Source organism: Agromyces indicus, assembly GCF_031432295.1.
GTDB classification, from domain to species: domain Bacteria; phylum Actinomycetota; class Actinomycetes; order Actinomycetales; family Microbacteriaceae; genus Agromyces; species Agromyces indicus.
Genome location: NZ_JAVKGS010000003.1, coordinates 44,197 through 70,293 on the forward strand (window position 1 = coordinate 44,197; position 26,097 = coordinate 70,293).

A 26,097-nucleotide genomic window follows, 5' to 3' on the forward strand; every position below is an offset into this window, starting at 1 on the left:
GGTCCCGCACGCGAGCGGGGCGGCTGGGCCTATTCTGGACGGGTGAGCAGTCAGGGCCCCATCGCCGACCAGCGCGTCGAGCGCATCCTCGCCTACATGGTGGCGGCGACCGTGGGCCTGTCGATCATCGCGTTCCTCGCGGTCATGTTCGGCACGCTCGCGGGCGTCGGCGCCGACGACGGGTTCAGCCAGGGCATCTGGCCGTTCGTGCTGGTGCTGCCGCTGATCGGGCTCCCCATCGGGTTCCTCCTTCTCATCGCACTCCTCATCGTCAACGGCGTCCGCCGGTCGAGGGAGTCCCGGCAGGGCTCCGACTGAGACATGCTGGTGCTCGCCGCGAGGCTCCGCGCGCTGCAGCGCGAGCGGCTCGCGGACGCGCTCCGGACCCGCGAATTCGACGCCGCGGGCGTGCGCGACCTGTTCGACCTCGCCGAGGCGATCACCTCGCACGACTCGATCGACCATGCGCTGGACCGCCTCGAGCGACCGACCCTCGCAGTCCTCGCGGCCAGCGCCGCCACCGCCGACGACGCGGGGTGGACCTCGAGCGCCCTCATCGACGCCGAGCTGGCTCGGCTCGGCGCCGCCGAGCCGCTGGCGGATGACGCCGCATCCGCCCTCGACCGGCTGGATGCCGCGCTGCTCGCGCTGCGCGACGGCGACCGCGTGCACGTGCCCGGCGAGGTGCGCGCCCGCCTGGCCGCACGGCTCGGCGACGACCTGCCCGACGCCGAGGCGCTCGCCGCGCCCGCGCCGCCGGTGGCCGTGCGGGCCGACCGCCCCGACCACGGCCTGCTCGAGCGTCGCGCGGCCGAGGCCGCGTACGCGACCGTCGCCGCGACCGCCGAGCTGCTCGCCGGACTCGCCGCGCAGCCCGCGCGCGAACTCGCGAAGGGCGGGCTCGCACTGCCCGACGCCAAGCGACTCGCCGAGGCGACCGGCGTCGACCTCGCCGAGCTCCCCCGGCTCGTCCGTCGCGCCATCGAGGCCGGCCTCGTCATGCGAGACGGTCCCGTGTGGCTCGAGTCCGACCGGGGCGCCGAGTGGGCGATGAACGCCACCGCGGCGCGCTGGACCCGCCTCGCCGAGTCGTGGCGCGAACGCATCCCGGCCGCGCTGCGCGACCTCGTCGTGCGCCGCAGCGAGGGGCTCAGCGCGAGCTCGGTGCGCGACGACGCGACCTGGTACTACCCCGGCGGCGGCCGCTGGCTCGCCGACGGCCTCGATCGGCTGCTCGAGGACGCCGAGGCGCTCGGCCTGGCGGTCGCGGGCGAGCCCGTCGAGACGGCGCGTCTCGTGCTCGCGGGCGATCTCACGGGCGCGGCCGAACGCCTCGCCCGGCACTTCCCTCACCAGGTCGACCGCGTCTACGTGCAGCACGATCTGACGATCGTCTCGCCCGGCCCCCTCGAGCCGTCGCTCGACGCGCGGCTGCGCGGCTTCGCCGACGTCGAGGGGCGCGACCTCGCCTCGAGCTACCGGGTGACCGCGGCATCCGTCAATCGCGCACTCGCCGCGGGCGAGACCGCCGAATCCATCCGGTCGTTCCTCGAGTCCATCTCGCTGACCGGCATCCCGCAGCCGCTCGAGTACCTCGTGGGCGAGTCGGCGGCGCGATTCGGCAGTGTGCGCGTGAGCGCCGCGGATGCCTCCGACGCCCCCGCTCGTTCGTCCGTCCGCTCGGACGACGCGCAGCTCATCGGCACCCTCGCGGTCGACCAGTCGCTCTCGGCGCTCGGCCTGCGCCAGGCCGGGCCGCACCGCCTGATGTCCCGCTTCCCGCCGGACGTCGTGTTCTGGGGCCTCAGCGACGCCCGCTACCCCGTCGCCGCGGAGGACGCGCAGGGCCGCATCGTCCGGCTGCGCCGCCACCACGTGGGCCACGTGCCGGCTGCGGCGCCCCGCTCCGATCCGATCGAGGACCTGCTCGACCGGATCGCCGAGGCCGACGCGGGCGGCGGAACCGAGCAGGCGTGGCTGGCGCGCCAGCTGGAGGCCGCGGCCCGTGCGAAGGAGACCCTGACCGTGACCGTGCGGATGCCCGGCGGCGACACGGCCGACTACCTGCTGGCGCCCGCGAGCGTCGCCAACGGACGACTGCGCGCCCGCGACCGCAAGGCCGACATCGAGCGCACCCTCCCGATCTCGGCGATCGCCGCGGTCGCCCCGGCGCCCGCCGGGAGCTGAGCCCGCGCCGAGGCGACCGCTCCGGGCGACCTCGGAGGATCCGGGCATAGACTGGTCCGCTATGTCAGACGGCCCCCTGATCGTCCAGAGCGACCGCACCGTGCTCCTCGAGGTGGCGCACCCGCTCGCCGAGGACGCGAGGCACGACCTCGCGATCTTCGCCGAGCTCGAACGCGCGCCCGAGCACATCCACACGTACCGCATCACGCGGCTCGGACTCTGGAACGCTCGCGCGGCCGGGCACACGGCCGAGGACATGCTCGGCACGCTCGAGCGGTACGCGAAGTTCCCCGTGCCGCAGACCGTCGCCGTCGACATGCGCGAGACGGTCGGGAGGTACGGCCGGCTGGTGGTCGACCGCACGGATGACGGCGCACTGCGGCTCCGCAGCGACGACCTCGCCGTGCTCACCGAGGTCGCCGGCGCCAAACGCATCGCGCCCCTGCTCACCGAACGCATCGACGAGGCCAGCTTCCTCGTCGAGGCGTGGGCGCGCGGGCAGCTCAAGCAGGAACTCGTGAAGCTGGGCTGGCCGGCCGAGGACCTCGCCGGCTACACGCCCGGCACGCCGCATCCGATCGACCTCGAGCAGAACGGATGGCACCTGCGCGACTACCAGCAGAAGGCCGTCGACAACTTCTTCGACGGCGGCTCGGGCGTCGTCGTCCTGCCGTGCGGCGCGGGCAAGACCCTCGTCGGCGCGGGCGCGATGGCGACCGCGAAGACCACGACGCTCATTCTCGTGACGAACACCGTGTCGGCACGGCAGTGGCGCGACGAGCTGCTGAAGCGCACCTCGCTCACCGCCGACGAGATCGGCGAGTACTCGGGCCAGGTCAAGGAGATCAAGCCCGTCACGATTGCGACCTACCAGATCCTGACGGCGAAGCGGAAGGGCGAGTACGCGCACCTCGCGCTCCTCGACGCGCTCGACTGGGGCCTCGTGGTCTACGACGAGGTGCACCTGCTGCCCGCGCCGGTGTTCAAGCTCACGGCCGAGCTGCAGGCGCGCCGCCGCCTCGGGCTGACCGCGACCCTGGTCCGCGAGGACGGGCGGGAGGGCGACGTCTTCTCGCTCATCGGGCCCAAGCGCTTCGACGCGCCGTGGAAGGAGATCGAGGCGCAGGGCTTCATCTCCCCCGCGGCCTGCTACGAGGTGCGCATCGACCTGCCGCAGTCCGAGCGGCTCGCGTACGCGGCATCCGCCGACGACGAGCGATACCGGCTGGCGGCCACCGCGCCGGCCAAGCTCGGAGTGGTGAAGGAACTCGTCGCGCGGCACGCGGGCGAGCGGATCCTCGTCATCGGCCAGTACCTCGACCAGATCGAGGAGCTCGCCGACGCGCTCGGCGCACCCCAGCTGACCGGCGCGACTCCGGTCGACGAGCGCGAGCGGCTGTTCCAGGAGTTCCGCGACGGGACCACGCCGGTGCTGGTCGTGTCGAAGGTCGCGAACTTCTCGGTCGACCTGCCCGAGGCGACCGTCGCCATCCAGGTCTCGGGCTCGTTCGGCTCGCGGCAGGAGGAGGCGCAGCGACTCGGACGCCTGCTGCGGCCGAAGGAGTCGGGTCTCTCGGCCAACTTCTACACCCTGGTCGCGCGCGACACGGTCGACCAGGACTTCGCGCAGAACCGTCAGCGGTTCCTCGCCGAGCAGGGCTACTCGTACACGATCCTCGACGCGCACGCCCTGGCGGCCTGAGGCTCGGCGGGCGTCCGCCGGTCCGGCCCGCTGCGTCTCCTCCGGCGGGCGCGCTACGTCTCGTCGACGCGGTCGGTACGCCCGTGCCCGACGCGCCGGCCGACCCACCAGGCGAGCCGGTCGAGCAGGATCACGAGCGCCGAGAGCACGGAGATGTACACGAGCACCTCGAGCATCGCCACGAACGAACCGAGCGCGCCGAGCTCGTCGGTGTCGAGGAACGGGTAGGGGAAGCGGTCGGGGACCTCAGGCAGCGCGAGGGCGCGCCAGAGGAAGATCATCCCGTACGCGAACGGGTACAGCACCCACCATCCGATGTCGCGCCAGCGGACGACGCGGTGCGGCCCGAACAGCACCCAGTCCACCAGCACCATCACGGGGACCACGTAGTGCACCGCGAAGAGCGCCCGCTCCGACAGCTGCTCGCGCGGGTCCTCGACGAACAGGCCCGGGATCGGATTCGCCAGGTCGTTCAGCAGCACGTGCGACACGATCATGGTCGTGAGGATCCAGACCGTGACGCCGCCGCGCAGGCGCGGCGCGGGGGGCGCCGTCGTGGCCCGCCGCACCATCCAGTACAGCGCCGCGGCGTAGTAGCCGAAGACGATGACGTTGCTCTGCGTCGTGAAGTACGCCAGGCGCCGTTCCGCGGCGATGAGTCCCCAGAGCACCACGACGACGATCGCCACGCGCCACCAGAAGTGCGGGGTCGCCCACACGTTCACGCGACGTTCCTCCCGCGTCTCGGGGTCGCTCGTCGCCTGTTCCGACGCCTCGATCGCCACCCGGTCACCCTCCTCGTCGAGCGGTCGCCGCGCGCGCCGCAGGCCGAATCTAGGCATGCGCCCGGCCACTGTCAACCGGCCCGGCCGTAGCGGAGGAACAGCATCCGCTCCCCCGCGATCGCGTGCACGAGGCGCATGCGGCGGGCGACCTCGTGCGCCGACGACGCCGTGCGCGGCGCGTCGCCCGCGACGATCGTCGGGCTGAGCGTGAGGCACGTCTCGTCGACGAGGTCGGCCTCCGCGAGCGCGCCGTACAGGCCGGGACCGCCCTCGCAGAGCACGGACGGCATGCCGCGAGCGGCGAGCTCGTCGAGCGCCCCTCCCAGGTCGACGCGGTGCTCGCCCGAGACGATCACGTCGGCGACCTCCGCGAGCGCCGCGCGGCGGTCGGCGGGGGCGTGCTCGGACGTGACGACGAGCGGCCGCGCGACGGCGTCCGTGAAGAACGGATGCCGCGGCGGGAGGCCGAGCCGCGAGGAGACCACGGCGAACCTGGGCTGCGGTTCGCGGCCGCGCGCGGTCCGCCACGCGGCATCCGCGTCGACCACCGCGGCGCCGCCGTAGCCCTCTACCTCGACCGTGCCGGCGCCGACGAGCACCACGTCGGCGTGCGAACGGAGGACCGACAGCAGTCGCTGGTCCTCGTGGGCGCCGAGGCTGCCGCTGCGTCCGCCGAGCGTCGCCGCGCCGTCCAGGCTCGCGACCATGTTCACGCGGCAGAACGCCTCGGCACCCGGCGCGCCCGCGTCGACCACGTCGACCGCATAGGCGGCGTGCATGCGGTCGGCGTCGAAGCTCGCCCGGCCGGGGCCGACGGATGCCGCGCCGCTCATGCCGCGCCGCCGGGCATGTTGTGCTCGAGGAACGCGGGCTCGCGCCATCCCTCGATGGCCTCGACCATGCGGACCGCGTCGACCGTCTCGCGCACGTTGTGCACCCGGACGATGCGGGCGCCCCGGCCGATGCAGTACACGGCGGCGGCGAGCGACCCGGCGAGGCGGTCCCGACGGTCGCGGCGGCCCAGGCTCTCGCCGACGAAGTCCTTGTTCGACAGCGCGACGAGCAGGGGCGGCCCGATCGACGCGATCTCGTCGAGCCTCCGCGTCAGCTCCAGCGAATGCCGGGTGTTCTTGTTCAGGTCGTGACCCGGGTCGATCACGATCCGCTCCGGCGGCACCCCGTGCGCGAGCGCGAGGTCGATGCGTTCCCGCAGGAACGTCGACACCTCGGCCACCACGTCGCCGTAGGTCGGCGCGGGGTGCGGCGTGCGCGGCGCGGCGAGGCTGTGGGTGATGACGATCGTGGCGTCGCTGTCGGCGACGACGTCGGCCATGGCGGGGTCGTGGATGCCGGTGGTGTCGTTGATGACGTGCGCGCCGGCGTCGATGGCGCGGCGGGCGACCTCGGGCTGGAACGTGTCGACCGAGACGACCGCGGCCGTACCCGCGAGCGCCGCGACGACCGGCACGACGCGGTCCGCCTCCTCGTCGATGGGCACGGGTGGACCGGGCGCGAACTTCGCCCCGCCGATGTCGACCCAGTCGGCCCCCTCATCGAGGGCGGCGTGCGCGGCGGCGACCGCCCGGTCGAGCTCGAACGTGGCACCCCGGTCGTAGAACGAGTCCGGGGTGCGGTTGACGATCGCCATGACCGCGACCTGACGCGAGAAGTCGAACTCGCGCGGGCCGATCCGGCGACGACCGACGGCCGTCATCGGAGGGTCCCCCGGACCTGCGCCGGTCTCTTCACGCGCCATGACGCGAGTCTCCCACGCCCGGGGCGCCCGGACGGCGCTCATGGCATCCGCTCGTCGCCCGTTCGAGCGATTCCCAGCCAAGTTCCAGCCCACGCGCAGGAGAATCGTGGGCATGAGCGACGGACCTCGAATCCTCATCGTCGACGACGAGCCCAACATCCGCGATCTCCTCACGACCAGCCTCCGCTTCGCCGGCTTCGCGGTGCGCGCCGTGGCCAACGGCGCGCAGACGATCTCGGCGGTGCTCGAGGAGGAGCCCGACCTCATCATCCTCGACGTGATGCTGCCCGACATGAACGGCTTCGGCGTGACCAAGCGCCTGAGGTCCGCCGGCTACACCGCGCCGATCCTCTTCCTCACCGCGAAGGACGACACCGAGGACAAGATCACCGGCCTCACCGTCGGCGGCGACGACTACGTCACCAAGCCCTTCAGCCTCGACGAGATCGTCGCGCGCATCCGCGCCATCCTGCGTCGCACCATGCACGCCGAGGAGGACGCGGTGATCCGCACCGGCGAGCTCACGATGGACCAGGACACGCACGAGGTGCTCGTGGGCGACACCCCGGTCGAGCTCTCCCCCACCGAGTTCAAGCTGCTGCGCTACCTCATGCTGAACCCGAACCGGGTGCTCTCCAAGGCGCAGATCCTCGACCACGTCTGGGAGTACGACTTCAACGGCGACGCCGGCATCGTCGAGAGCTACATCTCGTACCTGCGCCGCAAGCTCGACCAGCACTCCTCCGAGCCGCTCATCCAGACCAAGCGCGGCTTCGGCTACATGCTGAAGTCGTCGAAGCCGTAGTCCAGCGCCGGTACAGGGTGCCTGCGTAGACTCGCCGACGCCATGCATCAGAGCCTCGCCGACCGCTGGAGCCGCGTCTCGCTCCGCACCAAGATCACGGGCGTCACCGTGCTCATGCTGACGCTCGGGCTCCTCGTGTCCGGCATCGGCACGGCGGCGATGCTGCGCACCTACGTCGAGGCGCAGCTCGAGTCCAAGCTCAGCGCCATCGCGTCCGGCGACCTCGACAAGTACTTCGACGGCGGACCGGGCTCCGGCCGCGACGCCGGCGGCCTGGACTTCAGCGACGCGAACGACGACGTGTTCATCGCGTTGTACGACGCGCGCACGGGCGAGTTCCGCGACCACAACTGGAAGGACCGCGACCCCTCGACCTTCCCGATGCTGCCGGAGCGGCTGACGCAGGGCGAGGTGTACGCGTGGAACTCCAGCGGGGGCTTCCGCGTCTTCTCGCTCTACGACGCGGGCGGCGAGCCGACGTTCCGCGGCGTCTACGCGGTGGTGACGGCCGACCAGCAGGGCGGGCTCGCGCCGATCATCGTCGCGATCTCCTCCCGCGACACCGAGCGGATCCTCGCGGCGTACCTGACGATCTTCCTCGGCTTCGGCCTCGGCGTCGTGCTCGTCGGCGCGCTGCTCACCCGGATGCTCGTGACCTCGACGTTCGCGCCCCTGCGGGAGGTCGAGCGCACGGCGGCCGCGATCGCCGACGGCGACTTCGGCCAGCGGCTCGGCGGCGCGACACCCAACACCGAGGTGGGCCGGCTGAACCGCTCGCTCAACACGATGCTGAACCGCATCGACCGGGCGTTCCGCGACCGCGCACGCACGATCGACCAGATGCGGCGATTCGTCGGCGACGCGTCCCACGAGCTCCGCACGCCGCTCGTCTCCGTGCGGGGGTACGCCGAGCTCTACCGGATGGGGGCGCTGCAGACCCCGGAGGACGTTGCGCAGGCGATGGACCGGATCGAGAAGGAGGCCATCCGGATGGGCGGCCTCGTCGAGGACCTGCTCGCCCTCGCACGCCTCGACGAGGCGAAGCCGCTCGACCTCGCCGAGGTCGACCTGGTGCCGCTCGCGCGCGATGCCGCGCTCGACGCGATGGCCGCGAACCCCGGCCGCGTGGTGACGGTGATCGCACCGGAAGAGGTGCGAACGGGCTCGAACGACACGGTGCCGGCCGACGTCGAGGTGGACCTCGATTCCGCGACGGCGCGTCCCGGTGGCGCGATGGCGCTCGCCGGCGCGACGCTCGCGCGCCTCCGAGGACGCCGCACGCCGACCTCGGCCGAGAACGGCGGGCGCACCCGACGCGGTCGCGGGTCGCGCGGGGCGGCGACGCGCACGGGCGAGCTGGCCCTGCCCGCGGCCACCCGCACGGGCGACCTCGCCGCGCCCACGCGCACCGGCGAGCTGTCGGTGCCCGCGACCGGAGGCCAGTCCGGCGAGGCGCCCATCGTCCCGGTCCGCCGCGCGGTGGTCCTGGCCGAGGAGAACAAGGTCCGGCAGGTCATCACGAACCTCATGGGCAACGCCATGCGCTTCACCCCGGAGGACAGCCCGATCGAGATTCGCGTCTCGGTGGACGACGCGGCCGAGCGCGCGGTGCTCGAGATCATCGACCACGGCGAGGGCATCCCGCCGCAGATCCGCGAGAAGATCTTCCAGCGCTTCTGGCGCGCCGACACCTCGCGCACACGCGAGACGGGCGGATCGGGCCTGGGACTCGCGATCGTCTCCTCGATCGTGAGCGCGCACAACGGGCAGGTCGACGTGGTCGAGACGCCGGGCGGCGGCGCGACCTTCCGCGTGGCGCTGCCCCTGGCGGGGTCGTCGGCGGCGCCGCACCCGGTCGCGACCTCCTGAGCCCGTCGGGCCGGTCCTCCGGGCCACGACCGCTCCTCCCCACCTCTCCTGCGGGCGCGATCGGGCAACGGATGCCGCGGCACCCGCCGTGCCCCCGGTCCCGCCCGCGTAGCGTCCGACGGGCACCCCGGGAGGTTCCCGGGGCTCCCGACGAGAGGACCATCCATGACCCGATACCAGGTCGACAGCGAGCAGGTCGCGGCGGCGACCGCGAGTGCGCAGGGCACGATCGGACGCATCCAGTCGGAGGTCGCGTCGCTCGTCGCCCAGTTGACGGGCCTGCAGGCCTCGTGGTCGGGCCAGGCGGCGACGGCGTTCCAGGCGGCGGTGACCGACTGGCGCACCACGCAGCAGCAGGTCGAGCAGAGTCTCGCGGGGCTGAGCCAGGCGCTCGGCGCGGCGGCGTCGCACTACGCCGACGCCGAGTCGGCGAACGCCCGGCTGTTCCTGCGCTGAGCGCTCGACACGACGACGAAGGGCGCCTCCCGGAGGAGGCGCCCTTCGCGCGTGGTGGTGCCGTGCGGACTAGAAGTCCATGCCGCCCGTCGGGTCGGCGGGAGCCGCAGCAGCCTTCTCGGGCTTGTCGGCGACGACGGCCTCGGTGGTGAGGAAGAGGCCGGCGATCGACGCGGCGTTCTGCAGCGCCGAGCGGGTGACCTTCGCCGGGTCGATGATGCCCTGTGCGATGAGGTCGCCGTACTCGCCGGTCGCGGCGTTGAGGCCGTGACCCGCGGGGAGCTCGGAGACCTTGTTCGCGACGACGCCCGGCTCGAGGCCGGCGTTGAGGGCGATCTGCTTGAGCGGCGCCTCGATGGCCACGCGCACGATGTTCGCGCCGGTCGCCTCGTCGCCCTCGAGCGTGAGGGTCTCGAACGCCTTGGCACCGGCCTGGATGAGGGCGACGCCACCACCGGCGACGATGCCCTCCTCGACGGCGGCCTTCGCGTTGCGGACGGCGTCCTCGATGCGGTGCTTGCGCTCCTTGAGCTCGACCTCGGTGGCCGCGCCCGCCTTGATGACGGCGACGCCGCCGGCGAGCTTGGCGAGGCGCTCCTGGAGCTTCTCGCGGTCGTAGTCCGAGTCGGTGTTCTCGATCTCCGAGCGGATCTGGGCGACGCGGCCCGCGATCTGGTCGGGGTCGCCCGCGCCCTCGACGATGGTGGTCTCGTCCTTGGTGATGACGACCTTGCGCGCCTGGCCGAGCAGGTCGAGCGTCGCGTTCTCGAGCTTGAGGCCGACCTCCTCGGAGATGACCTGGCCGCCGGTGAGGATCGCGATGTCCTGGAGCTGGGCCTTGCGGCGGTCGCCGAAGCCCGGCGCCTTGACGGCGACCGACTTGAAGATGCCGCGGATCTTGTTCACGACGAGCGTGGCCAGTGCCTCGCCGTCGACGTCCTCGGCGATGATCAGGAGCTGCTTGCCCGACTGGATCACCTTGTCGACGATCGGGAGCAGGTCCTTGATGTTCGAGATCTTCTGGTTGGCGATGAGGATGTACGGGTCCTCGAAGACCGCCTCCTGGCGCTCGGGGTCCGTGACGAAGTACGCCGACAGGTAGCCCTTGTCGAAGCGCATGCCCTCGGTGAGCTCGAGCTCGGTGCCGAAGGTGTTCGACTCCTCGACGGTGACGACGCCCTCCTTGCCGACCTTGTCGATCGCCTCGGCGATGATCTCGCCGATCTGGGGGTCGGCGGCCGAGATGGACGCGGTCGCGGCGATCTCGTCCTTGGTCTCAACCTCCTTCGCCGTCGCGAGCAGCTCCTCGGAGACGGCCGTGACGGCCTTCTCGATGCCGCGCTTCAGCGAGATGGGGTCGGCGCCGGCGGCGACGTTGCGGAGGCCCTCGCGCACGAGCGCCTGGGCGAGCACGACCGACGTGGTGGTGCCGTCACCGGCGACGTCGTCGGTCTTCTTCGCGACCTCCTTGACCAGCTCGGCGCCGATCTTCTCGTACGGGTCGTCGAGCTCGATCTCCTTGGCGATCGACACGCCGTCGTTGGTGATGGTGGGGGCGCCCCACTTCTTCTCGAGGACGACGTTGCGGCCGCGCGGGCCGAGGGTCACCTTGACCGCGTCGGCGAGCTGGTTGAGCCCGCGCTCGAGACCGCGGCGGGCCTCCTCATCGAAAGCAATGATCTTTGCCATGTGTGTCTCTCGTCCCTTCCGGACGTTCAAAGATTCCAAGGGTTAGCACTCAAAACGAGTGAGTGCTAAAGCGATTCTGGCACTCACCCGGCCCGAGTGCAAGCGAGCGACGGATGCCGCATCCCCCGGGAACGCGGAAGCGCCGCCGGGCGAGCCGACGGCGCTTCGACGCTGAGGGGATCAGGCGGGGCGGACCGCCTCGGCCTGGGGGCCCTTGGAGCCTGAGCCGACCTCGAAGGTCACCTGCTGGCCCTCTTCGAGCACCTTGTAGCCCGCCATGTCGATCGCGGAGTAGTGGACGAAGACGTCCTGACCGCCCCCGTCGACGGTGATGAATCCGTAGCCCTTTTCAGCGTTGAACCACTTCACGGTTCCGTTCGCCATGCGTTGCTCCCATGTTGCCGAGTTTCCGAGTCAGCACGTGCCTTCGCCTGTACCGGGCCGTCGACGTGCCGACACGGCGCCGGGGCCCCGGCACCGGATGCTCCACACGCGATCGAGCGGCCGAATCCAGATAGTCACAGCGCGCGCGCCCCGCACAAGGGTTCCGCGGTCCCGAATGGTCGCAGAATGGCAACGATTCGGTCACCGTCAGCGGCCGGACGCCTCCACATAGTCCGCCCCGAGCACCACGACGAGCTGCATACCGGTCGCCCCGTACTCCTCCGAGAGCCGGACGTCACCGACGGGCAGCAGCCCCAGCACTCCGCGGGCCGCGCCCTCGAGCTCCGGCGCCGCGTAGTACACGACGGTGGTCTCGATGTCGGACGTGTCGGCGTTCGAGGTGATGCCCACCGTCAGCCCGCTCGCCGTCAGCGTCTCGCCGACGCTCGCCGCCAGGCCCGACGTGCCCGTGCCGTTCAGCACCGCGACCGGGACATCGGGCGCCAGGGTCGGCGGCGCCGTCGCCACGGGGGTCTGCGTGGGGACCGGCTGACCCCCGCCGAAGTCGAGCCGGTCGTTGTAGATGCTCACCGCGGCGATGCCCGCACCGGCCAGCACGACCGTGGCGAGGGCGGCCCAGCCGAACGCGATCCACCGGGCGCCACGGCGGGCGGGGGCACGGTGCGCGCCGACGCGCTCGATGCCGTGCGGGATCGAATCGAACCGGTCTCGGGGGAACTTCTGCGTCATGGATCCTGCCGGGGTCGTGGTCGGCCCGTCTCGATCGCCGCGCCGGTGGGGATGGCGCGTTCGGCCCGGGCCGCCGCCCGCGCCGCGCGCTGCCGCTGCAGGCGCTTCACGAGCATGGGATCGTGCCGCAGGGCGGCGGGGTCGTCGACGAGTTCGGCGAGCAACCGGTAGTACCGGGCCGGCGAGAGATCCAGTTCGTCGCGGATCGCATCGGCCTTCCGCGCCGGATCGCGCCACGCGCGCGCCTCGAAGGCGAGGATGCGCCGACGTCGCTCGTCGAGTCCGTCCGTGCTCCGGTGCGTGGTCGCGGAGTCGGGGTCCGGCCTGCCTGCGGCGTCCATCGCACCTCCTCGTCGGTCTCGGTCGGCGGTCGCCCGCTCGTCTGACGACATCCTAGAGAGCGGATGCCGCGCACCCGCCGCACTCGGGCGGAGCGCCGTCACGGAACACGCGTCGAGCGTCATGCGTTGCACCGCACGTCGCCGGAACTGCGACGATGGGATGACCGCACACGACGAGGAGACCGCATGCCGTACGAGGTGGAGAAGTCCGAGGAGCAGTGGCGAGAGGAGCTCGGCGACGAGCGCTACGCCGTGCTCCGCGGTGCCGGGACCGAGCGCGCGTGGACCGGCGAGCTGCTCGACGAGGAACGCGCCGGCGTCTACGCGTGCGGCGCGTGCGGCGCCGAGCTGTTCAAGAGCGGCACGAAGTTCGACTCCGGATGCGGCTGGCCCAGCTTCTACGAGTCGGTCCGGCCCGAGGCGGTCGAGCTCCTCGAGGACACCTCGCTCGGCATGGTGCGCACCGAGGTCCGCTGCGCGCGCTGCGGCTCGCACCTCGGCCACGTCTTCCCCGACGGCTTCGGCACGCCCACCGGCGACCGCTACTGCATGAACTCGATCGCCCTCGACTTCACGCCCGAGTCCTGAGCGTGGCATCCGTGCGCGAGGCGGCCCTCGCCCGCCGGTCGTGGCCCGAGGTGACGGATGCCGCACCCGGCGACGACGAGCTCCGCGACCTGCTCGAAGCGGCCGGGCGGGTCGCCGACCACGCGTCGCTCGCCCCGTGGCGCGTGATCGCCGTGCGCGGCGACGCCCGCGCCCGCGTGGGCCGGGCGCTCGCGGCCGCCGCCGGCGCCGAGGGAGCCGCGGCCGAGAAGCTCGCGGCGAAGCCGCTGCGCGCCCCGCTGCTCCTCGCGATCGTCGCCTGCACGAGGCCGCATCCGAAGGTCCCCGAGTGGGAGCAGGACGCCGCGGCGGCCGGGGTCGCCCACCTGCTCTCGCTCCTGCTCGACGAGGCCGGGTGGGGCGTGATGTGGCGGACGGGGCCGCTCACGCGGCATCCGCTCGTCGCCGACGCGCACCACCTCGCCCCGGGCGAGCACCTGCTGGGGTGGCTCTACGTCGGCGGCCGGCCGGAACGCGTCCGCCCGGAGCGGCGAGTCGGCCCCGACGTGGCCCAGCGGTTCAGCTCGTTGGCCTGACCGCCGCGGTCGACCCGGTGACCGGCTCGGGCTCCGGCGGCGCCGCGTGCTTCGCGCGCCCCCAGCGGATGCTCGCCAGTGCGACCGCAACGAGCGCCAGCACCGTGCCGCCGACCGTGGCCAGCCCGACGGGGCGGCCGGTGGCCGGCAGGAGCAGGTCGAGCGCGAGCGCCGCCGTCAGCTGCCCGGCCACGAGCCCCAGCGCGAGCAGCAGCACCCCCACGCGGCGCACCAGCACGGCCTGCGCGGCGATGAACACGCAGCCGATCGCGCCGCCCGTGTAGAGCCACCAGTCGGCGGGCATGCGATCGGGCCAGCCGACGGATGCCGCATGCACGAGCATCACGCCGACGAGCACCGCCGTGCCCACCGCGAAGTTGGCGACGGTCGCGGCGAGCGCGCTCGCCGATGCGGTGCGGACCCGCCCGTTCATCGCCTGCTGCCAGGAGGCGCCGATGCCGGCCGTGAACGGCAGGAGCATGACCCACAGCGGGACCGACGCGGACACCTGCGCGGAGACCGCCCACCCCACCGCCGCGAGGGCGAGCACGGCGCCCGCGACGCGCGCGATCGACAGGGGCCGACGCCCGCCGGGACCGATGCCGATCACATCGAACACGACCCCGCCGAGCGTCTGCCCGGCGACGATCCCGATCGTGAACAGGGCGACGCCGAGGACGCCGACGGCGATGCCCTGGGTCGCGACGAACCAGGCGCCCGCGACGCCGCCGAGCAGCATCCACCACGGCACTGCGCCGGCGCGGAAGGCGACGCCGAGGCGAACGAGCCCGCGGCGTCCCCCGGGCCACGCCGCCGCGAGCACCAGGAGGAGCACGAGGCCGGACCCGAACGAGATCACCGCGGCGACGGAGTAGTCGTCGAGGGCGCGCGCCAGCTGCCCGTTCACCCGGGACTGCAGCGCCACGAGGCCGCCGGACACCACGGTGAGGGCGATGGCGACCCACATCGGCACCCGCGAATCGGCCGCGTGCGCGTGCGGGGGCGAATGGTGCGGATGACTCGCCGCGCCGCCCGCTGCGGGCTGCGACGACGGGGCGGGTGTGCTCGACATGGAGCCGGCTACGGGACTCGAACCCGTAACCACCGCTTTACAAGAGCGGTGCGCTACCAATTGCGCCAAGCCGGCGTGACTCCCCCACATCCTACCGATCGCGCGGCGCGAGCGGACGACGACGGCCCGGCCCCGCGATGGGACCGGGCCGTCGGCACGACCGGGACGGCGCTCAGCCGGCGGGGGTCGGGGTGGGCGTCGGCGTCGGCGTGCCGTTGGACTCCGAGTAGCTCTGGCCGGCCGCCTGCAGCACGAACGCGCGGAACTCGGCCGGGTCCTCGAGCGAGCCGACGTACTGCTTGCCGTTCACCAGCACCGTCGGCGTGCCCTTGACGGACTCGAGCTCGGAGTTCGGGATCGGCTGGGTCAGCGCCCGGTTGGTGGCATCCTCGACCCAGCCCTTGAACCGCGTCTCGTCGATGCACTCGTCGACCGACGAGGACGCGCCGGCCTCGGCGGCGAGCGCCTTGATCTCGTCGTTCGAGAGGCCGGCCGAGAGCTCCTCCGGCTGGTTCTCGAACATGAGCGCGTTGAAGTCGAAGAACGCCTCGGGCGACCGGTCGGCCACGCACGCCGCGGCGTTGGCGGCGCGGAGCGAGTACTGGGTGCCGGCGGACTTGTTCGTGAGGATGGCGATCGGGTGCACCTCGAGCGTCGCGGCGCCCTGCTCGACCATCGTGCGCATCGACTCGGAGTTCGTCTGCTCGAACTGGCCGCAGTAGGGGCAGAGGTAGTCGACGTAGACCACGATGTTCGCGACCGTGCCGCTGTCGTCGGGCTCGCTCGGCGTCGGCTCGCCGTTCGCGGGGATCGCGCGGGTCGAGACCGGCTCGATGCCGCTCTCGCCGCCGACGAGCAGGATGCCGTCGCTGGCCATGTTCTGCGGACCGGGACCCTCGGGACGGACGCTGTTGAAGATCATCGTGCCGATGAGCGCCGCGATGGCGAGCACCACCACGATCACGCCGCCCTGGATCAGGAACTTCTTGCGGCGGTCCTTCCGCCGCTGCTCCTCGCGCAGCAGGCGGGCCTTCTCACGGGCCGCCTCGCGTCGCTCGTTGCGGCTGGGGCGCGGCTGGATGGATCCAGTGCTCATCGATGGTCAACTCCGGGTCAGCTGTGGGGGCGCGCGGGAATGCAGGCGCACGCACCGAAGAGTGTAGGAGCGGACACTGTGAATCGCCCAAACGGCGCCCGAGCGCCGGCTGGTCGCGGCATCCGCGGGGCATGGTTCGCCCGCTGCGGCCACCGACGCGGATGCGGCGATGCGGAGCTCGCATGACATACTGAGGGAGCGTCGACACCGATGTCGGCGTTTCCATTCACTACGGATCGTCCGGCACGTACCTGCCGGTGAAGGAGAACAGAACCATGGCGTCAGTCACGTTCGACAAGGCCACCCGCCTCTATCCCGGTGGCACCCGTCCCGCCGTCGACCAGCTCGACCTCGAGATCGCAGACGGGGAGTTCCTCGTCCTGGTCGGCCCCTCCGGCTGCGGCAAGTCCACGTCGCTCCGCATGCTCGCGGGCCTCGAAGAGGTCAACGACGGCAACATCTTCATCGGCGACCGCAACGTCACCGACGTGCCGCCGAAGGACCGTGACATCGCGATGGTCTTCCAGAACTACGCGCTGTACCCGCACATGACCGTCGCCGAGAACATGGGCTTCGCGCTCAAGATCGCCGGCGTCGGCAAGGAGGAGCGGGCCGCGCGCGTCCTCGAGGCCGCCAAGCTGCTCGACCTCGAGCCGTACCTGAACCGCAAGCCGAAGGCGCTCTCGGGCGGCCAGCGGCAGCGCGTCGCCATGGGCCGCGCGATCGTGCGCCAGCCGCAGGTGTTCCTCATGGACGAGCCGCTGTCGAACCTCGACGCCAAGCTCCGCGTCCAGACCCGCACCCAGATCGCCTCGCTCCAGCGCCGCCTCGGCGTCACCACGGTCTACGTCACGCACGACCAGACCGAGGCCCTCACCATGGGCGACCGCATCGCCGTGCTGAAGGACGGCGTCCTCCAGCAGGTGGGCACGCCGCGAGAGCTGTACGAGCGGCCGAACAACGTCTTCGTCGCGGGCTTCATCGGCTCGCCGGCGATGAACCTGTTCCACGCCGACGTGGTCGAGGGCGGCATCAAGTTCGGCACCGCGACCATCGACGTCGAGCGCGACGCGCTCGCGTCGGCGTCCGGCCCCGTCGTCACGGTCGGCGTCCGCCCCGAGGACATCGTCGTGTCGAACACGCAGGGCGAGGGCCTCGAGGTCGTCGTCGACCTCGTCGAGGAGCTCGGCGCCGACGGCTACCTCTACGGCCACTCGACCATCGAGGGCAAGCGCACCGACATCGTCGCGCGCGTCGACGGCCGCGTCCACCCGTTCGCGGGCGACACCGTCTACCTCATGCCGACCCCCAAGCACGTCCACGTGTTCGACGCCGAGTCGGGCGCGCGTCTCATCCAGGAGCCGGTGGCGAGCTGATCTCCGCGATACTGCGACCGCGATGCCGGTCGGGCTCCGGCCCGGCCGGCATCGTCGTTCCCGGGTACGCTTGGGCCTGATGAGCGGCACACTCTCGATCACGTCGGCGATGACCGACCCCGCCCTGCTCGACCTCCCGTGGGACCTCCCGCTCGAGGCGTGGCCGAGCGAGACCATCGCGGCGCTCCCGAAGGGCATCTCGCGGCACCTGGTCCGCTTCGCGCACCTGAGCGGCCACGTCGTGGCCATCAAGGAGACCACGGCCGAGATGGCCAAGGGCGAGTACGAGATGCTGCGCACCCTGCAGCGGCTCGAGATCCCCTGCGTCGACCCCGTCGCGGTCATCACGAACCGAACGGATGCCGACGGCGAGGAACTCGCGCCGGTGCTCGTCACCCGGCACCTGCGCTTCTCGCTGCCGTACCGGGCGCTGTTCTCGCAGACCCTCCGCCCCGACACCGCGACCCGCCTCGTCGACGCGCTCGCGGTCCTGCTCGTGCGCCTGCACATCGTCGGGTTCTTCTGGGGCGACGTGTCGCTGTCGAACACGCTGTTCCGTCGCGACGCCGGGGCGTTCGCCGCGTACCTCGTCGACGCCGAGACGGGCAAGCTCTACGAGGGTGGCCTGTCGAACGGCCAGCGCGAGAACGACCTCGAGATCGCGCGCGTGAACATCGCCGGCGAACTGCTCGACCTCGAGGCGGGCGGCCGTGTCGCCGACGAGCTCGACCCGGTCAACATCTCGAACGGCATCGTCGACGCCTACCGCAGCCTCTGGACCGAGCTGACCGGCTCGGAGTCGTTCGGGCTCGCCGAACGGTGGCGGATCAACGAGCGCGTCAACCGACTCAACGAACTCGGGTTCGACATCGAGGAACTCGCGATCCGCACCGACGAGGCCGGTACGACGCTGCGCATCCAGCCGAAGGTCGTCGACGCGGGCCACCACCAGCGCCGGCTGCTCCGCCTCACGGGGCTCGACGCGGGCGAGAACCAGGCCAGGCGCCTGCTGAACGACCTCGACTCCTATCGCGCCGCGTACAACAAGCAGGACCAGGACGAGGAGATGGTCGCGCACGAGTGGCAGATGCGCGTGTTCGAGCCCGTCGTCCGAGCCGTCCCGCAGGAGCTCCGCGGCAAGCTCGAGCCCGCCGAGGTGTTCCACGAGCTGCTCGAGCACCGGTGGTACATGGCGCAGCAGCAGGGTCACGACATCCCGCTGGCCGAGGCGCTCACCGCCTACATCAACGACGTGCTGCGGCATCGTCGCGACGAGGCCACGGTGATCGGCCCGCCGACCGAGGCGATCACGACCGCGCTGCCGGCCGTCGGCCCGGACACCGCCGAGCTGGCCGTGCACGATCCCGACGACGAGGGCGACTGGCGCCTCAAGGTCTGAATCGCCCGGTGGTCGAGTAGGACCCGGCCCGTACCGAGGTGGCGCTACTCGGCGCGCAGCTTCGCGATCTCGTAGAGCGTGACGGATGCCGCGATGCCGGCGTTCAGGGACTCGGTGGCCGCAGAGATCGGGATCGACACGATCGCGTCGCACGTCTCGGTGACCAACCGCGACAGCCCCTTGCCCTCGGACCCGACGACGACCACGATCGGCCGGTCGGCGAAGTCGAGGCCGGGCAGCGACACGTCGCCGTCCCCGTCGAGACCGAGCACGAACACGCCGCGCTCCTTCAACGCCTTGAGCGTCTGCGTCAGGTTCGGCGCCATCGCCACGGGGACCCGAGCCGCCGCACCGGCGGAGGTCTTCCACGCCGCGGCCGTCACCCCGACCGACCGGCGCTGGGGCACGATCACGCCCTGCCCGCCGAACGCGGCCGTCGAGCGGATGATGGCACCGAGGTTGCGCGGGTCGGTGACGCCGTCGAGCGCCACGAGCAGCGGCGTCTCGTCGTCGGCGAGCACCTCGTCGAGCAGGTCGATCGGGTGCGCGTACTCGTACGGCGGCACCTTCAGGGCGAGGCCCTGGTGCACCCCGCCCTCGCCCGCGAGCCGGTCGAGCTCGGGCCGCATGACCTCGAGGATCGGGATGCCGCGGTTGGTCGCGATCTTCACGGCCTCCTTCACGCGGTCGTCCATCTCGATGCGTGCGGCGACGTAGAGCGTGGTGGCGGGGATGCGGGTGCGCAGCGCCTCCACGACGGCGTTGCGGCCGGTCACGATCTCCGACTCGTCACCCGACTTCGACCGACGGGCGGCACCCGATGCGCCACGAGGGGCGCCGGCGCGCTGCGGCGTGCGGCCGCCCGACTTCTCCGCGGCGCGCTCGGCTGCGGCCTTGCGCTTGTAGGCCTTGTGGTACGGCCGATCCTCGGCCTTGGGGGTCGGGCCCTTGCCTTCGAGCGCCTTGCGGCTGTGGCCGCCGGTCCCGACCTTCTGGCCCTTGCCCTTCTTGCGCACGGCTCCCGCGCGAGGCTTTCCGCTGCTGCCCTTCATGAGGTGAGGCTCCAATGCGTTCCGGTCTGGCTGTCTTCGATGGTGATGCCGGCGCCCGCGAGTTCGGCGCGGATGCGGTCGGCGGTGGCCCAGTCCTTCGCATCGCGCGCCGCGCGACGGTCGTCGACGAGCCGGGTGACGAGGGCGTCGAGCGCGGATGCCGCAGGCCCGGCATCCGTCGCCCAGGCCGCGTCGGCCGGGTCGATGCCGAGCACGCGCACCATGGCGTGCACCTGCCCGCGACGCTCGGCGGCGACCGGCAGGTCCTCGTCGTCGAGGGCCTGGTTGCCGGCCCGGACGGTCTCGTGCAGCACGGCGAGCGCCTGCGGCACGCCGAGGTCGTCGTTCATGGCCTCGGCGAAGGCGGCCGGCCACGTCGCATCCGTGCCGGTCTCGGCGTGGCGCGTGCCGGCGAGCCGGCGGTCGACGCGAGCGAGGAAGGTGTTGATGCGGTCGACGGCGGCCTCGGCCTCGGCGAGGGCCTCGGGCGAGTAGTCGAGGGTCGATCGGTAGTGCGCCTGGCCGAGGTAGTACCGCACGGCGAGCGGGGAGGCGAGCTCGAGCAGTTCGTCGGCGTAGACGGAGTTGCCGAGCGACTTCGACATCTTCTGGCCGCCGACGTTCACGAGGCCGTTGTGCACCCAGTACCGGGCGAAGCGCTGGCCGTCGGCGCCGGACTGCGCGAGTTCGTTCTCGTGGTGCGGGAACCGCAGGTCGAGCCCGCCGCCGTGGATGTCGAACTCGGTGCCGAGGTAGCGCGCCGCCATCGCCGAGCACTCGATGTGCCAGCCCGGGCGCCCGTGTCCCCACGGCGCGTCCCATCCGGCCGAGGCGGGCTCGGTGTCCTTGCGGCCCTTCCAGAGCGCGAAGTCGCGCGGGTCGCGCTTGCCGCGCGGGTCGGCGTCGGCCGCGGCCTCCATGTGGTCGCGGGACTGCCTGGTGAGCTCGCCGTAGGCGGGCCACGTGGCCGTGTCGAAGTAGACGTCGCCCGACCCGTCGGCGGCGACGTAGGCGTGCCCGCCCTCGATGAGGCGCGCGATGAGCTCCTGCATCTGCTGCACGCTCGCCGTGGCGCGCGGCTCGTACGTGGGCGGGAGGATGCCGAGCGCGTTGTAGGCGGCGGTGAACTCGAGCTCGACTCGGTAGGCGAGCGACCACCACTGGTCGCCGATGCCCTCGTCGGCCGCGGCGTTCAGGATCTTGTCGTCGATGTCGGTGACGTTGCGGATGAAGGTGACCCGGTCGCCCCGCGCCGTGAACCACCGGCGCATGAGGTCGTAGACGAGCGCGCTCCGCAGGTGCCCGATGTGCGGGCTCGACTGCACGGTCGGGCCGCAGACGTACATGCCGACGTGTCCCTCGGTGAGGGGCACGAAGTCACGCAGGGCCTGGGCCTTCGAGTCGAAGAGTCGCACGGTCACCCCGCAAGCCTACCGGCGGGCCCGCTGCGAGACGGATGCGACGGATGCCGCGGTTCAGCGCTTTCGCGGATCACCGCTGCGGCCCCAGGTGCGAGGTGGCCGCGAGCCGCGAAGGGCCTTCAGGCCGAGCCAAGCGAACACCGCCGCGAAACCTCCATTCACGAGGACGGACATCCAGAGGGGCCCCTCGCCGAAGCGCGTGAGCGGGACGGTCGCGGCGAGGTCGCCGCGGACGTCGATCCCCGACTGGATCACCACGAACAGCAGCAGCGCGGAAATCAGCAGCGGACCGACTGCGAGGAGGACATCGAAGCGTCGATTCATGCCTGACCCGGGCCGGGCACGATGAGGGCGGTGGCGATCGCCGTGACGCCCTCTCCGCGGCCGGTGAAGCCGAGGCCGTCGGTCGTGGTGGCGGTGACGCCGACCGGCGCGCCGACGACGCGCGTGAGGAGCGCCTCGGCCTCGGCGCGGCGCGGCGCGAGCTTCGGGCGGTTGCCGACGACCTGCACCGAGACGTTGCCGACACGGAATCCGGCGTCGGCGAGGCGTCGAACGGTCTCGGCCAGGAAGACCTCGCCGTGCGCCCCGGAGAACCGCGGGTCGGCGGTGCCGAACATGCCGCCGATGTCGCCGAGGCCCGCGGCGGCGAGCAGCGCGTCGCAGATCGCGTGCGCGACCGCGTCGCCGTCGGAGTGGCCGGAGAGGCCCCGCTCCCCCGGCCAGTTCAGTCCGGCGAGCCAGAGCGGCGTCCCGGCGTCGTCGGCGAAGGCGTGGACGTCGATGCCCGTGCCGACGCGCGGCACGACGACGGACGCAGCACCGGCGGGCGTCGTGATGGCGGCCGCGGTATCCGCGCGCTCGGCCACGAGCTGCTCGGCCCGGTGCAGGTCGGCCGGGACCGTGATCTTGAAGGCCCGCGCATCACCCGGGACGATGTCGATCGGCATGCCGACGGACTCGACGAGGGCCGCATCGTCGGTGTGCTCGCCGTGCGCCCGCGAGTAGGCGTGCTCGAGCGCCGACCGTGGGAATCCCTGCGGCGTCTGCATGGCCGCGAGTTCGGACCGGTCGACGGTCGCGACGATCCGGCCCCGCGCGTCGACTCGCTTGATCGTGTCGATCACCGGCAGGCCGGGCACGACGCCGTGTCCCCGCGCCCGGACGGCCGCGGCGACCTCGTCGAACACGATCGACGGCGTGAGCGGCCGCGCCGCGTCGTGCACGAGCACGGTCTCGATGACGTGCGGCAGTGCGCCGATGCCGCGGGAGACCGACTCCTGGCGGGTCTCGCCGCCGGCGACGACGTCGAAGGCGACGGATGCCCCTCCGGCCCGGGCCGCGACGATCGCCCGCGCCTCCTCGACGCGCTCGTCCGGCGCGACGACGACCAGGTACGGGGCGTCGCTCATGCCGAGCACGGCATCCAACGCGACACCGAGGACCGTGTCGTCGCCGAGCGGCACGAACGCCTTCGGCTCGGGGCGACCCAGGCGCGTGCCGCTGCCCGCGGCGACGACGATGACGGCGACGGTCGAATCGTTCACGAATCGAGCGTATCGCCGCCCGGACGACGATCGCCGCCCTGCGCTGGTGCGCGGGCGGCGATCGTACGGGAGCCGGGCTCGGGCTCGGGCTAGGAGGCGAGGACCTCGTCGAGGACGGTCGACGCCTGCTCCTCGTCGGTCTTCTCGGCCAGCGCGAGCTCCGAGATCAGGATCTGTCGAGCCTTCGCCAGCATCCGCTTCTCGCCCGCGGACAGGCCGCGGTCCTGGTCGCGGCGCCACAGGTCGCGCACGACTTCGGAGACCTTGATCACGTCGCCGGAGGCGAGCTTCTCGAGGTTCGCCTTGTAGCGGCGCGACCAGTTGGTCGGCTCTTCGGTGAAGGGCGCTCGAAGCACCTCGAAGACCTTGTCGAGGCCTTCCTTGCCGATCACGTCACGAACGCCGACCAGGTCGACGTTCTCGGCGGGCACCTCGATGACGAGGTCGCCCTGCGTGACGTTCAGCTTGAGGTAGAGCTTCTCTTCGCCCTTGATGATGCGTTTCTTGACTTCGACGATCGTCGCGGCTCCGTGGTGCGGGTAGACAACGGTCTCGCCAACCTCAAACAGCATGAATAGACGTCCTTTCGGCAACTTTCAGGATATCACACCGAGGTAGTGCTAGGGTTCCGCCTCCACGCCCGAAGCCCCTGCGCCCGTAGGCTAGACTCATCGAAGTCCCCTGCGCGCGGTTGCCTGCATCCGCGCGCACGCATGTCTCGTTGGAGGTTCTGTGAAGGCGCGTCTCGCGGCATCCGCTGCCCTGGCTCTCGGCATCGCCATCGGCGGAACCGGCTGCGGCATGGTCACCTACCAGGCGACCACGGAGCGGTACGACCCCAGCGACGGCGTCTCGGCCGAGGTCGGTTCGCTCGCGGTGCGCAACATCCTCATCATCAGCGAGGACGGCGACGAGGGCAGCATGACCCTCTCCGTCTCCAACTCCGGGTCGGAGGACGCGACGCTCGAGCTCCAGGTCGGCAGCGAGACCGTCGAGGTCGACGTCGACGCCGGCCAGACCGTCGCCCCGGGCGCCGGCGACGAGGAGCCCCTGCTCATCGAGGGCCTCGACGCCGAGGTCGGCGGGCTCGTCCCCGTGTTCGTCACCACCGACGGGGCCGAGGGCCGCGAGATCTCCGTGCCCGTCCTTGACGGCCGCCTCCCCGAGTACGAAGACCTGGTGCCGTAACCCGAACCACCACGACCGATCGAGCGGATGCCGCAGCGCGAGCGCGCGGCATCCGCTTCGTCGTCTCAGGCCTCGAACCGGTAGCCCAGGCCCCGGACGGTGACCAGTTGCACCGGCTCCGAGGGCGTGACCTCGATCTTCGAGCGGATGCGCTTGATGTGCACGTCGAGCGTCTTGGTGTCGCCGAAGTAGTCGCTTCCCCAGACGCGGTCGATGAGCTGGCCGCGCGTGAGCACGCGACCGGCGTTGCGCATGAGCAGCTCGAGCAGTTCGAACTCCTTCAGCGGCATCGCCACCGTCTCGCCGTCGACCTCGACGGTGTGGCGGTCCACGTCCATCCGGACGCGGCCGCCGGTGATGATCGCGTCGTCGACGTCCTCCGGTTCGATCCGTCGACGCAGCACCGCCCGGATGCGGGCGAGCAGCTCGCGGGTCGAGTACGGCTTCGTGACGTAGTCGTCGGCGCCGAGCTCGAGGCCGACGACGATGTCGACCTCGGAGTCCTTCGCGGTCAGCATGATGATGGGCACCTGCGAGCGCTGGCGGATCTCGCGGCACACCTCGGTGCCGGGCAACCCGGGCAGCATGAGGTCGAGGAGCACGAGGTCGGCTCCCGCGCGGTCGAAGGCCGCGACGGCCGCGGGTCCGTCAGCGGCGACCTCCACCTCGTACCCCTCGCGCTCGAGCAGGAAGCTCAACGGTTCGCTCAGCGCGATCTCGTCCTCGACGAGCAGGATGCGGGTCACGTGCGGTCTCCTCGGGAAGGGGCCGCGGCCGGCAGGGCCGCGGCGATGCGATCGGGGGTCTCGGACGATTGGCCGCGCCCCGTGGTGGCGGTCGCGGAGCCGTCGCCCTGACCGTCGACGACGGTCTCGGCGGCGGTGTCCTCGGGCTCGGGCGGGGATACGGGCGGCTCGGCGAGCGGCAGTCGGATGGTGAAGGTCGAGCCGCGCCCCGGCTGCGACCACACGCGGACGTCGCCGCCGTGGTTCTGCACCGTGTGCTTGACGATGCTGAGGCCGAGGCCCGACCCGCCCGTGTTGCGGGAGCGGGCCTGGTCGACCCGGTAGAACCGCTCGAACACCCGGTCCTGATCCTCGGGGGCGATGCCGATGCCCTGGTCGGCCACGGCGATCTCCACCGCATCGTCGTCGACCGTGACGCCGACGCCCACGCGCCCGCCCTCGCTCGAGTACGCGAGCGCGTTCGCGATGAGGTTGTGCACCGCGACGACCATGAGCGCCTCGTCGCCGTAGACCTTCGCCTTCGACTTCGCGCGGAGCCGGACCTCGATCCCCTTGGCCGCGGCGACGACGCGGTTCTGGTCGACGGCGGCGGCGACGATGCGGTCGACGTCGAGCAGCTCGTCGCGGCGCAGGGCATCGCGGGCCTGCAGGCGGGACAGCTCGATCACCTCGCTCGTGATGTGCCCGAGGCGCGTCGACTCGACCGCGAGGCGATCGGCGAAGCGGCGCACCCGTTCCGGCTCGTCGGCGGCCTGGTCCAGCGCCTCGGCGAGCAGGCTCACCGAGGCGATCGGGGTCTTGAGCTCGTGGCTGATGTTCGCGATGAAGTCGCGACGCACCTCGTCGAGTCGCCGGGCCTCGGTCCGGTCGTCGGCGAGGAGCAGGACGAAGCGCGTGCCGAGCCGGGCGACCCGCACGTCGACCTGCATGGTGGCATCGCTGAAGGGACCGCGCGCGAGCACGAGCTCGGTCGCCACGGGGTCGCCCGTGCGGCGGACGGCGGCGACGAGGTCGATGAGCTCCTGGTGGGCGAGCATCTGGTTGCGCACCAGGCCCATCGCGAGCGCGCCCGGCGAGGCGCGGAGCACGTTGTTCGACGGGTCGAGCACGACGCCCGCCGACTCGAGCACGTCGAGCACCTGGTCGACGCCGTCGGGGATGGTGGGCGCGACGACGCGCGCAGCGCTCTGCCCACGCCGTTCGGCGATGTGCAGCACGACGGTGAAGCCGGCCCCGATGAGCACGCCGAACGCGAGCGCGGCGAGCACGGACCAGGTGGAGTCCATGGGACCAACGATAACCACCGCCCGGGCCCGTCACGTCCGGGATGCCGG

The 26,097-nt window shown here is 72.0% G+C and carries 27 protein-coding genes and 1 tRNA gene; 11 read left to right on the plus strand and 17 right to left on the minus strand.

The genetic code is table 11. From position 1 onward, the window contains the following. Nucleotides 1-42: 42 nt before the first annotated feature. The 3 genes from RH861_RS09975 to RH861_RS09985 all read left to right on the plus strand — a co-directional run bounded on the left by RH861_RS09975 (nucleotide 43) and on the right by RH861_RS09985 (nucleotide 3,889). Nucleotides 43-318 carry a hypothetical protein gene (locus RH861_RS09975; RefSeq protein ID WP_067948671.1) on the plus strand — a complete coding sequence of 92 codons (276 nt, stop codon included), beginning with the start codon at nucleotides 43-45 and terminating at the stop codon, nucleotides 316-318. Nucleotides 319-321: 3 nt separating this feature from the next. After that, nucleotides 322-2,187: a helicase-associated domain-containing protein gene (locus RH861_RS09980; RefSeq protein WP_310520867.1), complete on the plus strand. Its 1,866-nt coding sequence runs from the start codon at nucleotides 322-324 to the stop codon at nucleotides 2,185-2,187. 61 nt (nucleotides 2,188-2,248) lie between these two features. Continuing rightward, the gene (locus tag RH861_RS09985) at nucleotides 2,249-3,889 is read left to right on the plus strand and encodes a DNA repair helicase XPB (protein ID WP_067948675.1); all 1,641 of its coding nucleotides are present in this window, start codon (nucleotides 2,249-2,251) and stop codon (nucleotides 3,887-3,889) included. Nucleotides 3,890-3,942: 53 nt separating this feature from the next. Here the strand turns inward: RH861_RS09985 and RH861_RS09990 are convergent, their stop codons facing one another. The 3 genes from RH861_RS09990 to folP are packed head-to-tail and all read right to left on the minus strand — an operon-like array spanning nucleotide 3,943 to nucleotide 6,388. Then, nucleotides 3,943-4,731: a Pr6Pr family membrane protein gene (locus tag RH861_RS09990; RefSeq protein ID WP_310520868.1), complete on the minus strand. Its 789-nt coding sequence runs from the start codon at nucleotides 4,729-4,731 to the stop codon at nucleotides 3,943-3,945. Between the two features lie 14 nt (nucleotides 4,732-4,745). Continuing rightward, nucleotides 4,746-5,507, minus strand: a complete 762-nt coding sequence (locus RH861_RS09995) for a pyrimidine reductase family protein (protein WP_310520869.1) — start codon at nucleotides 5,505-5,507, stop codon at nucleotides 4,746-4,748. Beyond that, nucleotides 5,504-6,388 (minus strand): dihydropteroate synthase, encoded by an 885-nt coding sequence (folP, locus tag RH861_RS10000; protein ID WP_310520870.1) that lies wholly within the window; start codon nucleotides 6,386-6,388, stop codon nucleotides 5,504-5,506. The genes RH861_RS09995 and folP overlap by 4 nt, the downstream gene beginning before the upstream one ends. A gap of 154 nt (nucleotides 6,389-6,542) precedes the next feature. Between folP and RH861_RS10005 the strand changes: the two genes are divergently transcribed. From RH861_RS10005 to RH861_RS10015, 3 genes are all read left to right on the plus strand, one after another. Next, nucleotides 6,543-7,235, plus strand: coding sequence for a response regulator transcription factor (locus RH861_RS10005; RefSeq protein ID WP_067948682.1), 693 nt, complete (start codon nucleotides 6,543-6,545; stop codon nucleotides 7,233-7,235). Between the two features lie 42 nt (nucleotides 7,236-7,277). Further along, nucleotides 7,278-9,104 (plus strand): sensor histidine kinase, encoded by a 1,827-nt coding sequence (locus tag RH861_RS10010; protein ID WP_310520871.1) that lies wholly within the window; start codon nucleotides 7,278-7,280, stop codon nucleotides 9,102-9,104. Nucleotides 9,105-9,269: 165 nt separating this feature from the next. Next, nucleotides 9,270-9,560, plus strand: coding sequence for a WXG100 family type VII secretion target (locus RH861_RS10015; RefSeq protein ID WP_310520872.1), 291 nt, complete (start codon nucleotides 9,270-9,272; stop codon nucleotides 9,558-9,560). Nucleotides 9,561-9,629: 69 nt separating this feature from the next. Here the strand turns inward: RH861_RS10015 and groL are convergent, their stop codons facing one another. From groL to RH861_RS10035, 4 genes are all read right to left on the minus strand, one after another. After that, entirely contained in the window at nucleotides 9,630-11,249 is a 1,620-nt protein-coding gene (gene groL / locus RH861_RS10020) for a chaperonin GroEL (RefSeq protein ID WP_310520873.1), read from the minus strand. 180 nt (nucleotides 11,250-11,429) lie between these two features. Next, nucleotides 11,430-11,633 (minus strand): cold-shock protein, encoded by a 204-nt coding sequence (locus RH861_RS10025; RefSeq protein ID WP_067948690.1) that lies wholly within the window; start codon nucleotides 11,631-11,633, stop codon nucleotides 11,430-11,432. Between the two features lie 207 nt (nucleotides 11,634-11,840). Beyond that, nucleotides 11,841-12,383, minus strand: coding sequence for a LytR C-terminal domain-containing protein (locus RH861_RS10030; RefSeq protein WP_310520875.1), 543 nt, complete (start codon nucleotides 12,381-12,383; stop codon nucleotides 11,841-11,843). Then, nucleotides 12,380-12,724: a DUF3263 domain-containing protein gene (locus RH861_RS10035; RefSeq protein WP_067948694.1), complete on the minus strand. Its 345-nt coding sequence runs from the start codon at nucleotides 12,722-12,724 to the stop codon at nucleotides 12,380-12,382. Before RH861_RS10035 ends, RH861_RS10030 begins: the two co-directional genes overlap by 4 nt. Nucleotides 12,725-12,910: 186 nt before the next feature. On the opposite strand from RH861_RS10035, the gene msrB reads away from it, so the two are divergent. Both msrB and RH861_RS10045 read left to right on the plus strand, forming a co-directional pair. Beyond that, entirely contained in the window at nucleotides 12,911-13,312 is a 402-nt protein-coding gene (gene msrB, locus RH861_RS10040) for a peptide-methionine (R)-S-oxide reductase MsrB (RefSeq protein WP_067948696.1), read from the plus strand. A gap of 11 nt (nucleotides 13,313-13,323) precedes the next feature. Beyond that, nucleotides 13,324-13,866 carry a nitroreductase family protein gene (locus RH861_RS10045; RefSeq protein ID WP_374760973.1) on the plus strand — a complete coding sequence of 181 codons (543 nt, stop codon included), beginning with the start codon at nucleotides 13,324-13,326 and terminating at the stop codon, nucleotides 13,864-13,866. Here the strand turns inward: RH861_RS10045 and RH861_RS10050 are convergent. The 3 genes from RH861_RS10050 to RH861_RS10060 form a co-directional block, all read right to left on the minus strand. Then, on the minus strand, nucleotides 13,850-14,938 hold the full coding sequence (locus RH861_RS10050; RefSeq protein ID WP_310520877.1) for a DMT family transporter: 1,089 nt from the start codon (nucleotides 14,936-14,938) through the stop codon (nucleotides 13,850-13,852). The genes RH861_RS10045 and RH861_RS10050 overlap by 17 nt on opposite strands. Beyond that, nucleotides 14,938-15,013 (minus strand) — tRNA-Thr (locus RH861_RS10055). Before RH861_RS10055 ends, RH861_RS10050 begins: the two co-directional genes overlap by 1 nt. A 97-nt stretch (nucleotides 15,014-15,110) precedes the next feature. Then, on the minus strand, nucleotides 15,111-16,034 hold the full coding sequence (locus tag RH861_RS10060) for a DsbA family protein (RefSeq protein ID WP_310520878.1): 924 nt from the start codon (nucleotides 16,032-16,034) through the stop codon (nucleotides 15,111-15,113). Between the two features lie 275 nt (nucleotides 16,035-16,309). Between RH861_RS10060 and RH861_RS10065 the strand changes: the two genes are divergently transcribed. Both RH861_RS10065 and RH861_RS10070 read left to right on the plus strand, forming a co-directional pair. Continuing rightward, nucleotides 16,310-17,410, plus strand: coding sequence for an ABC transporter ATP-binding protein (locus tag RH861_RS10065; protein ID WP_310520879.1), 1,101 nt, complete (start codon nucleotides 16,310-16,312; stop codon nucleotides 17,408-17,410). Between the two features lie 79 nt (nucleotides 17,411-17,489). Beyond that, complete coding sequence (locus tag RH861_RS10070) at nucleotides 17,490-18,809, plus strand: DUF4032 domain-containing protein (protein WP_310520880.1); 1,320 nt, start codon at nucleotides 17,490-17,492, stop codon at nucleotides 18,807-18,809. 44 nt (nucleotides 18,810-18,853) lie between these two features. Here the strand turns inward: RH861_RS10070 and rlmB are convergent, their stop codons facing one another. The 5 genes from rlmB to RH861_RS10095 form a co-directional block, all read right to left on the minus strand. Further along, the gene (rlmB, locus tag RH861_RS10075; protein WP_067948708.1) at nucleotides 18,854-19,861 is read right to left on the minus strand and encodes a 23S rRNA (guanosine(2251)-2'-O)-methyltransferase RlmB; all 1,008 of its coding nucleotides are present in this window, start codon (nucleotides 19,859-19,861) and stop codon (nucleotides 18,854-18,856) included. Beyond that, nucleotides 19,858-21,282, minus strand: coding sequence for a cysteine--tRNA ligase (gene cysS, locus RH861_RS10080; RefSeq protein ID WP_310520881.1), 1,425 nt, complete (start codon nucleotides 21,280-21,282; stop codon nucleotides 19,858-19,860). Before cysS ends, rlmB begins: the two co-directional genes overlap by 4 nt. A 54-nt stretch (nucleotides 21,283-21,336) precedes the next feature. Next, nucleotides 21,337-21,606, minus strand: coding sequence for a hypothetical protein (locus tag RH861_RS10085; RefSeq protein ID WP_310520882.1), 270 nt, complete (start codon nucleotides 21,604-21,606; stop codon nucleotides 21,337-21,339). Continuing rightward, nucleotides 21,603-22,829 carry a 2-C-methyl-D-erythritol 4-phosphate cytidylyltransferase gene (gene ispD, locus RH861_RS10090; RefSeq protein ID WP_310520883.1) on the minus strand — a complete coding sequence of 409 codons (1,227 nt, stop codon included), beginning with the start codon at nucleotides 22,827-22,829 and terminating at the stop codon, nucleotides 21,603-21,605. The genes RH861_RS10085 and ispD overlap by 4 nt, the downstream gene beginning before the upstream one ends. 89 nt (nucleotides 22,830-22,918) lie before the next feature. Next, nucleotides 22,919-23,401: a CarD family transcriptional regulator gene (locus tag RH861_RS10095; RefSeq protein ID WP_067948714.1), complete on the minus strand. Its 483-nt coding sequence runs from the start codon at nucleotides 23,399-23,401 to the stop codon at nucleotides 22,919-22,921. Nucleotides 23,402-23,561: 160 nt separating this feature from the next. Between RH861_RS10095 and RH861_RS10100 the strand changes: the two genes are divergently transcribed. Beyond that, nucleotides 23,562-24,017 carry a hypothetical protein gene (locus tag RH861_RS10100; protein WP_310520884.1) on the plus strand — a complete coding sequence of 152 codons (456 nt, stop codon included), beginning with the start codon at nucleotides 23,562-23,564 and terminating at the stop codon, nucleotides 24,015-24,017. A 65-nt stretch (nucleotides 24,018-24,082) separates the two neighbouring features. On the opposite strand, the gene RH861_RS10105 is transcribed toward RH861_RS10100, so the two are convergent. Together RH861_RS10105 and RH861_RS10110 are read right to left on the minus strand one after the other, a co-directional pair. Then, nucleotides 24,083-24,763: a response regulator gene (locus RH861_RS10105; protein WP_310520885.1), complete on the minus strand. Its 681-nt coding sequence runs from the start codon at nucleotides 24,761-24,763 to the stop codon at nucleotides 24,083-24,085. Further along, entirely contained in the window at nucleotides 24,760-26,049 is a 1,290-nt protein-coding gene (locus RH861_RS10110) for a sensor histidine kinase (RefSeq protein ID WP_310520886.1), read from the minus strand. The genes RH861_RS10105 and RH861_RS10110 overlap by 4 nt, the downstream gene beginning before the upstream one ends. Nucleotides 26,050-26,097 lie beyond the last annotated feature (48 nt).

Excerpts from the sequence above, each read along its gene's own strand:
- RH861_RS09980 (WP_310520867.1), top strand. The coding sequence starts at position 322 with ATGCTGGTGCTCGCCGCGAGGCTCCGCGCGCTGCAGCGCGAGCGGCTC.
- RH861_RS09985 (WP_067948675.1), top strand. The coding sequence starts at position 2,249 with ATGTCAGACGGCCCCCTGATCGTCCAGAGCGACCGCACCGTGCTCCTC.
- RH861_RS09990 (WP_310520868.1), bottom strand. The coding sequence starts at position 4,731 with ATGCCTAGATTCGGCCTGCGGCGCGCGCGGCGACCGCTCGACGAGGAG.
- RH861_RS09995 (WP_310520869.1), bottom strand. The coding sequence starts at position 5,507 with ATGAGCGGCGCGGCATCCGTCGGCCCCGGCCGGGCGAGCTTCGACGCC.
- folP (WP_310520870.1), bottom strand. The coding sequence starts at position 6,388 with ATGACGGCCGTCGGTCGTCGCCGGATCGGCCCGCGCGAGTTCGACTTC.
- RH861_RS10005 (WP_067948682.1), top strand. The coding sequence starts at position 6,543 with ATGAGCGACGGACCTCGAATCCTCATCGTCGACGACGAGCCCAACATC.
- RH861_RS10010 (WP_310520871.1), top strand. The coding sequence starts at position 7,278 with ATGCATCAGAGCCTCGCCGACCGCTGGAGCCGCGTCTCGCTCCGCACC.
- RH861_RS10015 (WP_310520872.1), top strand. The coding sequence starts at position 9,270 with ATGACCCGATACCAGGTCGACAGCGAGCAGGTCGCGGCGGCGACCGCG.
- groL (WP_310520873.1), bottom strand. The coding sequence starts at position 11,249 with ATGGCAAAGATCATTGCTTTCGATGAGGAGGCCCGCCGCGGTCTCGAG.
- RH861_RS10025 (WP_067948690.1), bottom strand. The coding sequence starts at position 11,633 with ATGGCGAACGGAACCGTGAAGTGGTTCAACGCTGAAAAGGGCTACGGA.
- RH861_RS10030 (WP_310520875.1), bottom strand. The coding sequence starts at position 12,383 with ATGACGCAGAAGTTCCCCCGAGACCGGTTCGATTCGATCCCGCACGGC.
- RH861_RS10035 (WP_067948694.1), bottom strand. The coding sequence starts at position 12,724 with ATGGACGCCGCAGGCAGGCCGGACCCCGACTCCGCGACCACGCACCGG.
- msrB (WP_067948696.1), top strand. The coding sequence starts at position 12,911 with ATGCCGTACGAGGTGGAGAAGTCCGAGGAGCAGTGGCGAGAGGAGCTC.
- RH861_RS10050 (WP_310520877.1), bottom strand. The coding sequence starts at position 14,938 with ATGTCGAGCACACCCGCCCCGTCGTCGCAGCCCGCAGCGGGCGGCGCG.
- RH861_RS10060 (WP_310520878.1), bottom strand. The coding sequence starts at position 16,034 with ATGAGCACTGGATCCATCCAGCCGCGCCCCAGCCGCAACGAGCGACGC.
- RH861_RS10065 (WP_310520879.1), top strand. The coding sequence starts at position 16,310 with ATGGCGTCAGTCACGTTCGACAAGGCCACCCGCCTCTATCCCGGTGGC.
- RH861_RS10070 (WP_310520880.1), top strand. The coding sequence starts at position 17,490 with ATGAGCGGCACACTCTCGATCACGTCGGCGATGACCGACCCCGCCCTG.
- rlmB (WP_067948708.1), bottom strand. The coding sequence starts at position 19,861 with ATGAAGGGCAGCAGCGGAAAGCCTCGCGCGGGAGCCGTGCGCAAGAAG.
- RH861_RS10085 (WP_310520882.1), bottom strand. The coding sequence starts at position 21,606 with ATGAATCGACGCTTCGATGTCCTCCTCGCAGTCGGTCCGCTGCTGATT.
- RH861_RS10095 (WP_067948714.1), bottom strand. The coding sequence starts at position 23,401 with ATGCTGTTTGAGGTTGGCGAGACCGTTGTCTACCCGCACCACGGAGCC.
- RH861_RS10110 (WP_310520886.1), bottom strand. The coding sequence starts at position 26,049 with ATGGACTCCACCTGGTCCGTGCTCGCCGCGCTCGCGTTCGGCGTGCTC.